The sequence below is a fragment of the Bernardetia aquimarina genome, assembly GCF_042180575.1.
GTDB lineage: Bacteria > Bacteroidota > Bacteroidia > Cytophagales > Bernardetiaceae > Bernardetia.
Genome location: NZ_CP170094.1, coordinates 880,147 through 895,667, shown reverse-complemented (window position 1 = coordinate 895,667; position 15,521 = coordinate 880,147). Strand labels below are relative to the sequence as shown.

Below are 15,521 nucleotides of genomic sequence, written 5' to 3'. Positions count from 1 at the left end.
TGGATTAGATAAAGTTAACTAATAGAAAATTTTGTGTCTCTTTTTTTCGTTTTATATAAAAAGTAATCAACTTTTCTTTTAGTGAAATTAATTACTATTGTATTTGGTAATTACTTTTTTTGTATAAAATTAATAACAAACTGAAGCCTACTCACTATAATTTCAACCAACCAATGAAGCAATTATTTTTACTTTTACTCTTTACGTTATTTTTTACTCATTCGTTTTCTCTCCTTGCTCAAACTGACCCTTGTGTTCGTACTTCGGAAGGTAGAGAGTTTTGGGTGGGTTATATGCACAATGATCCTGCACCTGATCCTAATATACGTCTGTATGTAACTTCACGTTTTGCTGCAACAGGGACTGTATTCGCTGATGGAGGTGCAACCAATGTAGCAGCTATCAATGTAGCAGCGAATGGCTCTCAAACAATAGAATTAACACCTGTCAATAATTACTCTGTATCTAATGTACAAACTGTTCAAAATAAAGGAGTTTTTGTTTCCACTTCCGAAACAGTGAGTTTGTATGCTCTGAATAGAGGTACTTTTACAGCAGATGCGACACTTATATTTCCATTAAATGGGCTAGGAACTGAATACTATACTATGAGCTATGCTCCAGGTATTCGTCAATCTCAATTTTTAGTAGTAGGAACACAAGATGGAACAACTGTTAGTATAACTCCTTCTGCTAATACAACAACAGGTAGCCCTGCTGGAATTCCTATTTCTGTTAATCTTGATAGAGGACAAACTTATCTTGTCAAGTCAAATGCTGACCTTACGGGAAGTTTTATACAAGGAAGTAATCCAATTGCTGTTTTTTCTGGAAATACTCGTGTTAATATTGATGCTACTTCATCAGACCATGTTTATGAGCAAATACCACCTGTAAATACATGGGGACGTAACTTTGTTACTATTCCTTCAGTGGCTGCACCAGGATTAACAGTTAGAGATTATGATTATTATAAAATATTAGCACAAAGAGATGGTACTGTTGTTACTATTAGTGGTGATCCTACTTCTCCTAGAACCTTAAATGCTGGAGAATTTTATCAATTTAGTACTCAAGGTAATAATGTACCTCGTGTAATTAGTTCTACTGAACCAATATTAGTAGGACAGTTTACCATTTCTCAACAGACAGGAGGAGAAAATGCAGATCCTTATTTTGTATTATTGTCTGCCAATGAACAGACAGTAAAAGATATAAATGTAGAAGCTTTAGAAATCGTAACAGGACGAGCTGACGACTTTTTCATTACTATAGTAACTAAAACCACAAATACAGGAAATGTAAGACTCAATGGAGCTAATTTAGCTTTTACTGCTATCACTGGTTCAGATATGTCATTTACTAGACAGGCTGTAACTTTTGGAACATATAATATAGACAATACCTTACCTACAAATGAGGGTTTTATTGCTTATGTACATGGGTATGCACAAACAGAATCCTACGGCTATCTAGCAGGAAGTAGCCTAGAAATAGTAGTGGATGTAGCCAATGATGTAGCCTATTGTGATGGAGTAACAACAGACAGAACCTTAGAAGCTCCTGATGGGTTTATTCGGTACGAATGGCGACTTATTCCAGACCCAACGATACTTAGTATAAATCAAGATTTTACAGTTAGTGTTTCGGGTAGTTATGAATTGACTACTGAAAATGCAGAAGGGTGTATTAAAAGAGATACAACAGAGGTTATTTTTAGCCCTCCTGCTATTGCTGATATTAAACATAATGGAGTTTCGACAGATGAAATTCGTCTTTGTGATAGTTTAGGACAACAAACAATTACAGGTTTTAATGCAGCCAATACACCTGCAAGTGAATATAAATGGAGAGTTGTAGGAAGCCCAACAGTAATAGCAAATACTCCTGATTTGGTAGTTAATAATTTTTCGGCTACAACAGTGTATGAATTAGAAGTTACTAATGAAGCTACTCAATGTAGTTTATTGGGTAATGGAAGTGCTTTTGATATCATTACAGTAATTTTTGAGCCTACTCATGATGTAAATATTGCTTTTGATGGCACAACACCTGATTTTCTTGACTTTTGTAATAGTGAAGGCGCACAAACAATCACAGCTTCTCTTAATCCACTACCTGCTAATGTAGAATACAAATGGTTTAAAGATGGAGCTTTAATTCCGACAGCTACTACAAATACACTAACAGTGGATGAGTTTTCTGCCACTACTCGTTATAAAGTAGAGGCTTTACGACCTAATCAAACAATTTCTTGTCCTCAAACGGATGAAATTGTAGTAAGTTTTGCTGCTGGTGTTTTGGTAGATATTTCAAATAATGGAAATGTAGTTTCTGGAGATACACTTATTTTGTGTGATACAGAAGGAGCGCAAACACTATCAGCTTTCAACCCAGCAAATCCAGCAAACGTAACCTATAAATGGTTTGCGAGAGATAGTGAAACAGATCCTTTGCCTACGACACTTTTTGATACAACTCCTACTATTACAGCAGATAATTTTTCTGACTCTACTTATTATACTGTAATTATCACTAACATAAATACGCCTGCCTTCTGTAATGACACTGCTCATGTAACTGTCTTTTTCAGACCTCAACCTGTCGCTGATATTTATTATGATGAAATAATTGCACCTACAACATTAAATTTTTGTGATGATCAAGGAGCGCAAATTCTAAGATTAGATAGTTTGAATAATCCAGACCGTGTAGTTGTAGAATGGTATGATGATGATACAAATACATTACTTGCTGATGATGTATTTTCTCTTGTGGTAGATAATTTTTCAAGCACTTTAAATATTAGAGTAGAAACTACTCAACAAACCTGTACAGATACAGATTTTATTGAAGTTAAATTTTTCCCTGCTGCCATCATTCAACATACAGATTCCATAAGTGGGGATGAATTGTTCTTTTGTGATGTGCAAGGATCACAAACAATTTTTGGAGGTTATACTACAAGTACAGCTATCATAGGATACCAATGGAGAGACATTACAGACCCAAGTAATATCATTGATTTAGGTACAAATATAGATTTAATAGCAAATAATTTTTCAGACACTACATTATATGAAGTAGAATTAATTGATATCGGAAATGGACTTTTTCCTAGTTGTAAGTTGAAAGATAGTGTAACAGTTATTTTCTTTGGTAATCAATCTGCTCAAATTAGAGAAATAGGAAAAACAAATACACCTGATACACTTATATTTTGTGCTGCTGATGGAGCTAGAGATTTAGAAATCCCTGTGGCTTCTATTCTACAACCTGTTACAACAACTACTTGGTTTGAACTAAATGGAACAACAACAACACAGATAGTAAGAACACCTATTTTAAATGTAAACGAGTTTCAAGCAAATCAAAAAATAACTAAACAGTACATAGCAAGACTCACAAATACACTTACCAACTGTGATGTAGAAGATACAATGACAGTAGTATTTTTACCCCCTATAGGAGTAGTCTTAACAGGAAGTACAGATATTTGTGATGGAAATCAGACTCCTGTTATTTTTAGACTTAGTGGAGCTTTTCCGATGAAACTTACCTACCGAGAAATTCCTAGAGTAGGAACACCAACAGTAAGAGAAGTTTATGTAGGAACAGAAACAACAACAAGCCCATTTGATTATGTAGTACAATCAACAGGAGGAACTTTTGAGGTACTTGCTCTTAGAGACACTTTGTGCGACCTTTTACCTGTTCCATCAGATATTGTAGAAGTTACTGTTACACCAAAACCAGAGGTGCTTATTTCTTCTCCTGATACTTCTATTTGTGTCAATCAAACTACCAAATTTGTAGCCGAAGGAGCAACTTCTTATGTATTTTATAAAAATGGCTTGCCAATGCCAGCAGGTGCAGTAGCTAATGAATACGAACCAGTTGTAGGCACTTTCCAAGATGGCGACCAAATTTGGGTAATAGGTGAAACAAACGGCTGTCCAGATACAAGCCGAATCATGACAATGATTGTACATCCTCTTCCAGTTGTAGATTTGGGAGTTGATAGATATAAATGTAAAACCGATACTGCTTTACTTGTTGCGCCTGAAGGAGATTTTATTTATGATTGGAAAAAAATAGATGTTGATGGTTCTGTAATTTCAGTAGGCAATGGCAATGATACACTTTTTGCTTTGGACACAGGAACGTATTTTATTCGTTTAGAAAATACGATTACAGGCTGTTCTACGATAAGTAACCGAGTAAAAATCTTTAATTTTGATGATGAAGTAGTTGTAGATTTGGGAGAAGATAAAACGGTTTGTGATCCATCTGATTTGCCTTATAGATTGGTAGGAAGTGATTTATCACACCTCAACGGAACAACGTATGAATGGTATGTAACAGGAGAAAATACGATTATTGGAAGCGATTCTGTTTTGGATGTAACAGCAGAAAATATGTATAGTGTCGTTATTCAAGACCCTAGAGGATGTAGAATTAGCGATACTGTTCGGATTAATTTTGCACCTACTCCTGATTTTGTCATTACTGGAGCTGAAAATCCAAATTGTTCCACGTTTGATACGCTCAGAATTGAAAGAACAAATGTAAGAGGAATGATAATTAATTGGTTTGGAGATGGAATTGTTTCTGTTTCAGATTCTAATAAAGTTGCTATCGTTAATGTAAGTGGAATTTATACAGCAACCGTAACCGACACCAGCACAACAGCAAATTGTAGTTATACGCAATCTGTTGAAGTTTTTGTTCGTCCGAATATTGATTTAGGAATAAGTACATCAGCAGCAAGTGATACCATTCGTCTTTGTGAAGGAGATTCTTTAGTTTTGGATGCCTTCAGACCAGAACACAACAATAATTTTACGTATCAATGGCGAGTAATTGAAAGTAATCAGACAGTCTCTACAAATTCAAAAATTGCTATTACATATAGCATGGTTGATAATTATGTAGCCAATCGTTTTGAAGTAAAAGTAACTGACCCAAATTTAACAGGTGGAGGAAATTGTAGTGTTTTAGATACAATTAATGTTCGTTTTGACAGAAAATCAGGTGTTCAGATTGATTCTACTTTCATCAAAACATTATGTTTAGGACAAACACAAACGCTTTCAGCCGTTGGAGCAGATTCATATCAATGGAGTAATGGAGAAACCACCTCAACGATTGAAGTAACACCAACTGAAGCAGGTTTTTATACATTTATTGTAAATGGGATTTTCTCTACTCCTAATTTGTGTGGTGCAAGTGCTGATACTATTAAGTTTAGAGTTGTTCCTGTTCCTGAAATTGATATTCCAGAAAGTCTAGTTATTTGTGAGAATGATTCAGTTGAAGTAAATGCTTTCTTGCCTTCTCATGAGCCTCGTTATATTTATGAATGGATTAATGAAAACACAGGAGAAATCATCGATACTTTAGCAATTCACGTTTTCAAACAAGATTCTGCTAACATCAATTACGAACCTCAAACGTACCGAGTGGGTGTTTATGATACACTTGGTGGTGGTCGTTGTGGTGCAGAAAGTCTGATTACAGTTACTTTTAATAGAACTTCGATTACAGAAATTACAGCTTCTGATACGCTTGTTTGTATAGGCGAAGAAATTACGCTTCGTGCAACAGGAGCAACTAATTTTAGATGGAATACTGGCGAAACAACACAAGAAATAACTATTTCTTCTGATTCGGCAGGTGTTTTTAGATATACAGTAATTGGAAGTTATGGAGATGACACCAATCAAAATGTGTGTGATAGCACAGGAACAAGTATTTTGGTTCAGTTTAAAGACATTCCAAAAATTACTTTAAACAAGCCAGATACAATCAGTATTTGTGCAGGCGATTCTGTTCAATTTATTGCAAATGGTGGGTTTACTTATTCTTGGTCGCAGTCGCCAGCAGATAGTGGCGATACGGTTGTTGTTTATCCAACAGATACAACTACTTACGTAGTTACAGGCTTTGACACTTTGGGCTGCTCTTCTACAGATACAACCGTTGTTTTGGTTCAACCTCAAATAGATTTAGGTCAAGAACAGCAGCTTTGTGAAGGAGATACGGCTAGTATTGGTGCGCCTCGTCCTTATGGAGCAACTTATTTATGGAATACAGGAGAAACTTCGGATTCTATTCGTATTCGTAGAAGTGGTTTGTATTATGTAGAAGTGAGCATCAATGAATGTAGTTATACAGATAGTGTTCAGATTAATTTTATTGAGCCACCTGTTTTAAGTGCAAAAGATACAATTCTATGTTTTGAAGATGAAAACCAAGACCGTATTTTCCATCAAATAGGAGTAGAAATAGATAACTATGATTCTACGGCTCGTTATCGTTATCAATGGTTTGATGAAAATGAAAATTTGGTCGGACAAGATTCTCTCTTAAATGTTGAATTTGGAGGCGTTTATCTAGCACGAGTAACGGTTGAATATGCAAATTCTTGTAGTGCCATCACAAGTTTAGAAGTAGAAGCAAATTGCGACCCTCAGATTTTTATTCCACAGGCTTTCACTCCTAATCAAGACAGATTGAATGAAGAATGGGAAATCTTTGGACGTTTTTATTCAAATCTTCGCATCAAAGTTCTTGACCGTTGGGGAATGGAAGTTTATTCAGCTCTTCAAAAACGAAATGATGATGAAATTACATTTTGGGATGGAACATATAAAGGTAAAAAAGTTCCTGCTGGTGTTTATTACTACGAAGTAACTTATACAAGTCCAAGTGATAAAAGTAAAACTATAAAACAGACAGGAACAGTTACGATTATTTATTAAAAATAATACCTTAATTGTCTAACCAGAAAATTCCTTATCAAAATTTAGTTTTGGTAAGGAGTTTTTTTATAAAAAAATCAGACTAAACGCACTATTAAATGAACATTTTGGTAAAAAGTTGTTCAGCATAGCTTGTATTCCAATTAATTTTATTCATCATTTTTTTAGTGCTAAGTTTAGTTTCATACATTTTAGCAGCATTTAGTATTATTTTTCTGACTAGTGCTAAATTATGAACTGAATTGTCTTTTCGGTTTCTTTTTTCGTCTTCTTTTAAAATAACGTCTAGTTGCCAATGTAATTTATTTTCTATTGCCCAATGCCCTCTAGCTAATTTATAGGCTTGTTTTGCACTCAAATTTTTAATACTTGAGATATAATAGCGTATATGTTCTCCTCGTAATGAGCTATTTGTAGTTAATTTTATTAAAGTTACTAAACCTAACCAATTAGCTAGATTTTCTATCCATTTACAGTTTGAACTTACCTCTACTTTATATTCTACTACTTGATTAGCACTTGCTGACCAATCTTGTGTCTCAAATATATCATCAGCCTTTTCTACTTTAAAAGTAAGCTCTGTTTGCTCTAAAAGATGTTTTTGGTTTCCTTTTAGGGCTAAAAAATAATCTCCTTCTTTCTCTATAATCTGTTGAGCAATCGCTTGTTGTGTTCCCATAGCATCTAAAGAAACAACATATCCTTTCAAATAAAGCATTCCTAAAAGAGCTGGAATAGCCGTAATTTCATTACTTTTTTCTTCTACTTGAACCTGTCCTAAACTCAAACCTAGTTCACTAGCAACAGCACTAACTAAATAAATCCCCGTTTTACTACCCCGAAGAGCTTTTCCATCCACACTAATTTGCTGATAAGGTAAACCTAAATCTTTAATGCAAGCTGAAATCCAATCCATAAAACAACTATTAAAAAAAGCACTATCTAAGTGTAAAAAAACTCTACGTATAGTATCATGGGAAGGAATTCCGTTAGGCAAACGTAGAAAATTTTGTAAAAATTCCTTTTTCTCAATACCAAAATCGGCTATTTCTTCATAACCATCTGCACCATGAAAAATAGCACATACACTTAAAAGCAAAATATCCTGCAAATTGTGCAAGTAATTTTTATTTTGCCTACGAAAATCAGGAACTTCTGATAAATAAGAGCTTAAACTGACCATAAAAGAGAAAAAATTAAAAGTGAGAACGAAAATTAACTCTTTTTTATTAATTTTATAGTGCGTTTAGTCTGATAAAAAAATGAATAAGTTTTGGAGTTTTAAAAAAAAGTATTACCTTTGCTAACGCAATCAGAAAACGACCTCTATTTACAAGTTCAAATTCTAAATAGAAAGTGTAATTTATGATTCAATTACCAATATTGATACTCCATGTAGTGTCAAAACATGCGAAAGTAGCTCAGTTGGTAGAGCGCAACCTTGCCAAGGTTGAGGTCGCGAGTTCGAGCCTCGTCTTTCGCTCTAAATTACAGACTCGACATGGAGAATTAATTCTCTAAAGTCATTCGTAAAATAAGCAAAACATTCAAGATTTATTTTGAAGTAAAAAAAAGACCCAAAATTGATTAAAATCAAATTTGGGTCTTTTTTGTGACTATGACAATTTATTATTAAGTGTATTTTTCTTTCTTTGTTTTCTTAACTGTTTCCAAAAACTCTTTGATTCTTTGTTCTTGGTCTTTATGGCAAACTAAAAGAACACCATCATAATCAGCTACAATAAAATTATCTAACCCTTGTACGACAGCTAAACGGTCTTTTGTAATTTTAATAATAGAGTTTTTGGTATCATACGCCATTACATCTCCTGTAATTACATTTTTGTTTTCATCTTTTTTGGCTTGTTCGTGCAACGATTTCCATGTTCCCAAGTCAGACCAGCCACAATCACATTGAACAACAAAAACATTATCAGCTTTTTCCATTATTCCATAATCAATCGAAATTCCATGAAACTGTGAATAGGCTTTTTCTAATGATTTGGCTTCATTTTTTGTGTAAAAATCGCTTTTCATATCTTCAAATGCTTCTGAAATATCACTTAGATGAGTATCAAATGCTTTAGCAATCGTTTTTACATTCCAAATAAAAATACCTGCATTCCATACAAAATCACCACTTTCTAAAAATGACTTTGCCATTTCTAAATTTGGTTTTTCTGTAAATAAACGTACTTTTTTGACACTTCCTTTTTGATTTTCTTCGCTCTGAATATAACCATATCCTGTATCTGGACGAGTAGGCTTGATTCCTAAAGTAACAATTTTATCACTTGATTTGGCTGTATCAATAGCAACTTTAAGTTTTTCAATAAAACTGTATGTATCCAAAATGACATGGTCAGAAGGCGTAACAATAATATTTGCTTCTGGATTTTTGGATTTAATTTTATAAGACGCATACGCAATACAAGGAGCTGTATTTCGTAAAAAGGGTTCTAATAAAATTTGGTCTTCTGAAAAGTTAGGTAATTGTTCTTTTACCAAGTCTTTATAATCTTGATTGGTAACAATATACATGTTTTCAGGCTTACAAACAGGCTCAAAACGCTTAACTGTTTGTTGTAAAAGTGACTTCCCAGTTCCTAAAATATCTTGAAACTGTTTTGGATAATTACGGCGACTGAAAGGCCAAAAACGGCTTCCAATTCCACCTGCCATAATGATAAGGTGTGTATTTGGGTCTTGCATATTTTTTATTTAAACACAGAGTTCGCAGAGGAACACAGAGAACATAGTTTTTTTATTTAAACACAGAGTTCGCAGAGGAACACAGAGAATACAAATTTCTTTTGTTTAAATAATCCATCTATAAATTCCCTTTGTGAGTAAAATAGAATTAAAATTTATAATTAATCCGACTTTACAATTAGTCAATTTTGTATAAGTATTAATTTGTGCTTTGTGAATAGGGTGAATTTCGGTTACAGATTTAAGTTCTAAAACTACTTTATTTTCTACAATTAAGTCAGCACGAAAAGCACAGTTCATTTTTAATCCTTTATAAAGCACAGGTATTTCTTTTTGTCTTTCTACTTTTAATTTTGCCAAAGCAATTAATTCATGAAACAAACACTCTTCATAAACAGATTCTAGCAAACCAACACCTAAATTTTTATGAACTTCTATTGCACAACCAATAATTTTTTTAGTAATTTCATTGATTTTTTCCATGTGTTTAGTTTCCATTTTTTTATAGTTAAGTTAGATTATTAATAATTTCACAAATTAATAATTTTATCTGTAAATTTTGCTTAAAATTACACTTCAATAAAAAATAAGCAATTTTGTATTCAAAAAAGTATTTTCTCTGTGTTCCTCTGTGAACTCTGTGTTTTAAAAGTATTTCTAAACCTCCCAGCCTTTCACAAACTCAAACTTTCCTCCATCAAAAAGTCCTTTATCACTTAGTTTTAAGGATGGAATAACTAAAAGAGCCATAAATGAAAGAGTCATAAAAGGAGCGTGTAATTTTTTTGTAGTAACTGGATTAGTCATTAATGTTTTTGCAAAGGTATCAATTTGAGCATATTTTTTACCTACTTCTTCGCCATTTTCTAAAGACATAATTCCTGCAACTGGAAGAGGCAAAACTTGATTATTATTTTCTCCTTCTTTCCCATTTGTAGCCGAAACGCCTCCTTTTTCTCTAATTACTAAATTGACTGCCTTCATCAAATCTTCATCTGTAACTCCTACGGCTACAATATTATGAGAATCATGGGCGACACAAGAAGCAATCGCACCTTTTTCTAATCCAAAATTTTTGATAAAAGCAATCGCAATCGGAGCATCAGAAGTATAACGATTGACAACAACCATTTTTAGAATATCTTTTTCAATAGTTGAAACTAAATTACCATCTTTATCTGTCAAATCATCAATTTCTACAAAAACAGGATTCGTAATTAATTGTCCATCTAAGGCTTCAATGACGGGAATTTGAGCAATTTCTTGATTATTTCCTGTTATTTTACTTCTCTTTACTTCAAAATCAGATGCTTTTTTAGGGTGTACATCAAATTGATTTATAGCTTTTGTTTCTACATTTTTGATAAATGATTTTCCATTTTCTGCTACTTTTTCTCCATTGATATATGTTTCCAGAACTTCAAAGTTTTCTAAATCTTTTACGATAATAAAATCAGCTTTATCTCCTTCTCTCAACCTTCCTACTTCTAAATTATAATGCTCAATCGGATTGAGACAAGCAGCTTGAAGTACTTTAAATTTATCAATTCCTAATTTGATAGCTCGTTTTACAAGTAGGTTTATATGTCCTTCAATAAGGTCGTCTGGGTGTTTGTCGTCCGAACAAAACATCATTTTTTCATAATATTCTGGTAATAAATCAATCAAAGCATCAAAGTTTTTGGCTGCGCTTCCTTCTCTGATTATGATTTTCATTCCATATTTTAGCTTGTCTAATGCTTCTTCGGCTGTAAAACACTCGTGGTCGGTGCTTATTCCTGCTTCTATATATTTTTTTGCGTCTTCTCCTCGTAGTGCTGGTGCGTGTCCGTCGGTTGGTTTTCCGTATTTTTTGGCTGCTGCAATTTTTGCCATTACTTCGTTATCTCTTGCCAAAACAGCGGGGTAATTCATCATTTCTGATAAATACTTTATGTGAGGTTGGCTCATCAGTTTTTCAATATCTTCTACTGAGATGGTTGCTCCAGCTGTTTCAAAACTTGTCGCAGGAACACATGAAGGCGCACCAAAAAAGAAATTAAACGGAACTTTATTTCCATCATTTACCATAAACTCTACACCTTCCATTCCCATTACATTTGCAATTTCGTGAGGGTCTGAAACTGTTGCAACTGTACCATGAACGACTGCCATTTGAGAAAACTTGGAAGGAACAAGCATCGAACTTTCAATGTGAATATGAGCATCAATGAAACCACAGAGAGCGTAGTTTTTTATTTCATTATTTGTATCTACAACTTTTTCTATGGAATGAATTTTGCCTTCTTTAATTGTTATTTGTGCAGGGAAAATGGTTTTTTCTGCAATATTTACGAGGTTTGTACGTATTATCATAAACGTATTTATTGAAATAAGTGAAATGAATAAGAAACTGTTTTTATAGAAACTTTGTGTAATTTTACGATTGTATAAGTATTGTATAAGCCCTAAAAAGTTCAAAGATAACTTATTCTATCAAAATTATTTTTTGCATCTTATTTTGCATCATTAAGTAAAACTACTTTTGTTTATTTATTTCTAATCCTCAGACTCAAAAATTAAAGCCCTTAAAATAGAATTTAATATGAAAAATATATTCTCAAAAATTACTTCTAAAGCGTTATTTTTACTTTTTGCTTTTACCCTTTCTTTCACATTACAAAGTTGTCTTCATTCTCCTCAACAGGCTTGGACACCAACAAAACGTAAAAATATGAGAGATAAAAAACCTCGTTCACCAAAACACGAACAACGTTTGAAAACAGTAAGAGCTTGGTAAAATAACTGCAAATTATTATCACTAAAATTAATAAAAAATGAATTCTATTAAAAAAACTATCTTTTCAAAAAAAAGAATAGCTATCTGTTTATTGACTATTTTTTCTACTGCCATTATGAGTAGTTGTGTGCATGCTCCAAAACAAGCATGGACTCCAAAATACAAAAGTTACAAAGCTTCTAAGAAAAAGAGATAAGAATTAGATTCTAAAAGAAAATATAAAAAAGTACAAGCAATAATGAAAAATATAAAAATAAAATCTATCTATTTTCTTTATTTTATGGTTTTGCCTGCCTTTATGATTACGATTACTTCTTGCAATTCACATAAAGGACATACCATGAAAAAGAAAAAACTCAAAAGAGGTCGTCCAATTCCTTGTCCTGTAAAAGATTGTTAATTTAGTTGTATCAACTTGTCTTTATCATTTAAAAAAAGTTTTAGTCTTCCATTCTTTTATAGAGGAAGACTTTTTTTCTGATTTTTTTCAGTAAAAAGATTCTTATTTGTTTTGAGTAATCAATTTATTTGTATCTTTTAGTTAAAATTCAAAAATCATTACTACATTCCAAAAAGTGTATTACATAAATTTATATTATGAAAAAATTCTTATTCTTACTTTTATTTTTTGTATTTGGTGCTGTTTATTCGGTATCAGCACAAGATAGTGTTGCACTTATTTTGAAAGCTATTGATGAGCTTCGTTCGGAGCAACGCCAACTTCAACAACAAAACAAAGATTTTGTACGTCGTTATCAAACTCTTGCAGACCAACGCCAAAGAGATAGTTTGAAAGTTTTGGCTCTTACTGATTCTTTAAGAAATCGTTCTTCTCAAATCAATACACTTTCTTCTGATTTAGGTCTTTATAAAGAAACTGTTGAAAAAAATGATGCGATTGTAAAAGGAGTTTCTCGTCGTGTAGAGCTTACAGATGAGGCTCGTTATAAAATGGTCAAGACAAATTTGATTCATTCGGCTGAATTCTTTGAAGTTTTAAACGACCGTTTGAATACACTTTATGCTATCAATCAAGTAGAAAGCTACCGAACCATGCTCAATAGTTTGAATAACCCTGCTGATGAAACACTTGGTTTTTCTTATAATGACAAAGTAATGCAGCTTATGGAAAAAAAGTTAGTTAGTAAAAAAGATAAAGGAGGTTCAAAAATTCTCAATATTGCTAATATGCTTTTGCAAGATCCTGTTGTGAGTAATATTGCTTCTGCTACACCTGTTATAAATATTGCAACTTCTGTTTTGGGTTTTGTATCTGGAATTGCTGCACAAAGAAAGGATATTGATGAAAAAGATGTCCAAGAATTCAAAAATGAGTTAGAAAAATATACAGCGTATTATGCAAAGCTAAATTTGGTAAATGCTCGTTTTGCTAATAATATCGATAATTATCAAGTTCAGACTACCAATTTGCACGATAAACTGACTGAATATGTGAATCTTCAAGCAAAAGGGTTGAAGTTTGATGTCAAGCTCAAAGAGCCAGAAGGAAATGCTACCAATGGAGAATATTTATTAACTGTCTTTAGAACCTATAATAAATCTTCTGTTACTGCTTATTTTGATAAATTAGAGAATGAGTTTGCAAAAGGTGGCAAGGTTGATTATTCAAAGTTGATGGCAAAATATCCTCATATTATGGAAGCCAACAAAAAGATTGAAGATGTAATTTATCTGTATAAAGAATTTGATTATCTCTATGGTCAATATATTTCGATGATAGATGAAAATAGCCGTAATACGATTGTTATTTTGCAAGGAGCAGTCGCACAAAATTTGAGTAGCGAACCTGCAAAAGTAAATACTCAAATTGAAATCTTGAAGAATAAAAAAGGTGAAGCTGTTACAGGAATTCGTCGTGCTGTAAACCTTCCTCGTTTGAAAGATATTGTAAATACATTAGATAGTTATTATCCAGCATTATAAAATTAGTGATTAAGTGATTAGTTATATGATTAACTATTAGTAAAATTGCTTTTGTAAAGAATGTAAAAAGCCTATTCAAACTTGATTTGAATAGGCTTTTTTAAATTTAAGTAACCGCTAAAATTATTTATAGGTTATTGTAATCTATCTGACACTTCAAAGGTTTCTTGACAGTTTAAGTTTCCATTTTCTAATTCTTTTTTTAGATATGTTTTATTTTGCTCAGTTACTTATTTTGAAAAAAATCATAATAAAACTTTTCTAGTGGATTTATTGATTCAGCGTTAAAAAAAGTATAGTTACCTTTGCAGACTTATAATTTAGGTTGCTCATTTTTTATAAAATAAGCTAGATTATATTCACAAATCTTACTCAACTACTTACTTACAACAAAAAATGAGAGCTATATTTATAGTTATTTTTTTCGTGCTTATGCCTTATTTTGGCTTTGCTCAAACTACTTCGCCTATCAACACATCTATTCCTAATTTTTCTAAAGGTAGAATGTATTTTTATTGGGGATATAATAGAGGCTGGTTTACCAATTCAGATATTCATTTTAAGGGAAGCAATTATAACTTTACATTAAAAGATGTAGTTGCAAAAGACAGACAATCTAAGTTTGCAATCGACCCTTATTTCAAGCTAAACAAAATTACAATTCCTCAATATAACCTTAGAGTAGGTTATTATTTGACAGAAAACTGGGACATTTCCTTTGGAATAGACCACATGAAATATGTCGTACAACAAAATCAAATTGTAGATATTAATGGTTATATTCACGATACACCTTCAAATTATAATGCTGATTATTTTCATAATGACATACAACTAACAGATGATTTTTTAAAATTCGAACATACAGATGGTCTGAATTATGTAAATGTTGAGGTCAGACATTCAAATTTGCTTTTTGATTTTAATAAGGTCAAAATTAGTCTAAATGAAGGAGTAGGAGTTGGTTTTTTATATCCAAGAACAAATACGACTTTGTTAGGACAACAAAGACATGATGATTTTCATGTAGCAGGATATGGAATTGGTGGTGTAGTGGGAGCAAGAGTTGCATTTTTTAATAAATTCTTTATTCAATCTGAATTTAAAGGAGGTTATATCAATTTACCTGATATAGAAACGACGTATTCAAAATCAGATAAAGCCTATCAAACTTTCTTTTTCTCACAACTTAATATTGTTTTTGGAGGAATGATTAATCTGCGTAAAAAGTCCTAAAACAAATATTTTGAAAAAGAAAAACCACCTTCAAAACTCAAAAAAATAGCTTTAAAAGGTGGTTTTTAATTATCCTGTTTGGTTGG

At 32.4% G+C, this 15,521-nt stretch carries 10 protein-coding genes and 1 tRNA gene; 7 read left to right on the top strand and 4 right to left on the bottom strand.

What is annotated here, in order from left to right:
• The first annotated feature begins 173 nt into the window (after window positions 1-173).
• Window positions 174-6,764, top strand: a complete 6,591-nt coding sequence (locus tag ACE193_RS03695; protein WP_375561664.1) for a gliding motility-associated C-terminal domain-containing protein — start codon at window positions 174-176, stop codon at window positions 6,762-6,764.
• A gap of 94 nt (window positions 6,765-6,858) precedes the next feature.
• On the opposite strand, the gene ACE193_RS03690 is transcribed toward ACE193_RS03695, so the two are convergent.
• On the bottom strand, window positions 6,859-7,947 hold the full coding sequence (locus tag ACE193_RS03690; RefSeq protein WP_375558711.1) for an ISAs1 family transposase: 1,089 nt from the start codon (window positions 7,945-7,947) through the stop codon (window positions 6,859-6,861).
• A 227-nt stretch (window positions 7,948-8,174) separates the two neighbouring features.
• On the opposite strand from ACE193_RS03690, the gene ACE193_RS03685 reads away from it, so the two are divergent.
• Window positions 8,175-8,247, top strand: a tRNA-Gly gene (locus ACE193_RS03685).
• A 149-nt stretch (window positions 8,248-8,396) separates the two neighbouring features.
• Here the strand turns inward: ACE193_RS03685 and ACE193_RS03680 are convergent.
• The 3 genes from ACE193_RS03680 to ade all read right to left on the bottom strand — a co-directional run bounded on the left by ACE193_RS03680 (window position 8,397) and on the right by ade (window position 11,831).
• A complete protein-coding gene (locus ACE193_RS03680; protein WP_375561663.1) occupies window positions 8,397-9,476 on the bottom strand; it encodes a mannose-1-phosphate guanylyltransferase in 1,080 nt (359 codons plus the stop codon).
• Between the two features lie 105 nt (window positions 9,477-9,581).
• Complete coding sequence (locus ACE193_RS03675; protein ID WP_375561662.1) at window positions 9,582-9,974, bottom strand: GxxExxY protein; 393 nt, start codon at window positions 9,972-9,974, stop codon at window positions 9,582-9,584.
• Window positions 9,975-10,133: 159 nt separating this feature from the next.
• Window positions 10,134-11,831, bottom strand: coding sequence for an adenine deaminase (ade, locus tag ACE193_RS03670; protein ID WP_375561661.1), 1,698 nt, complete (start codon window positions 11,829-11,831; stop codon window positions 10,134-10,136).
• A gap of 229 nt (window positions 11,832-12,060) precedes the next feature.
• Here ade and ACE193_RS03665 point away from each other — a divergent pair, with 229 nt between their 5' ends.
• The 5 genes from ACE193_RS03665 to ACE193_RS03645 all read left to right on the top strand — a co-directional run bounded on the left by ACE193_RS03665 (window position 12,061) and on the right by ACE193_RS03645 (window position 15,435).
• Window positions 12,061-12,255 (top strand): hypothetical protein, encoded by a 195-nt coding sequence (locus tag ACE193_RS03665; protein WP_375561660.1) that lies wholly within the window; start codon window positions 12,061-12,063, stop codon window positions 12,253-12,255.
• 37 nt (window positions 12,256-12,292) lie between these two features.
• Window positions 12,293-12,451: a hypothetical protein gene (locus tag ACE193_RS03660; RefSeq protein ID WP_375561659.1), complete on the top strand. Its 159-nt coding sequence runs from the start codon at window positions 12,293-12,295 to the stop codon at window positions 12,449-12,451.
• A gap of 42 nt (window positions 12,452-12,493) precedes the next feature.
• On the top strand, window positions 12,494-12,655 hold the full coding sequence (locus tag ACE193_RS03655; RefSeq protein WP_375561658.1) for a hypothetical protein: 162 nt from the start codon (window positions 12,494-12,496) through the stop codon (window positions 12,653-12,655).
• A gap of 197 nt (window positions 12,656-12,852) precedes the next feature.
• On the top strand, window positions 12,853-14,199 hold the full coding sequence (locus tag ACE193_RS03650) for a hypothetical protein (protein WP_375561657.1): 1,347 nt from the start codon (window positions 12,853-12,855) through the stop codon (window positions 14,197-14,199).
• 396 nt (window positions 14,200-14,595) lie between these two features.
• Complete coding sequence (locus ACE193_RS03645) at window positions 14,596-15,435, top strand: hypothetical protein (protein WP_375561656.1); 840 nt, start codon at window positions 14,596-14,598, stop codon at window positions 15,433-15,435.
• Window positions 15,436-15,521: the final 86 nt, after the last annotated feature.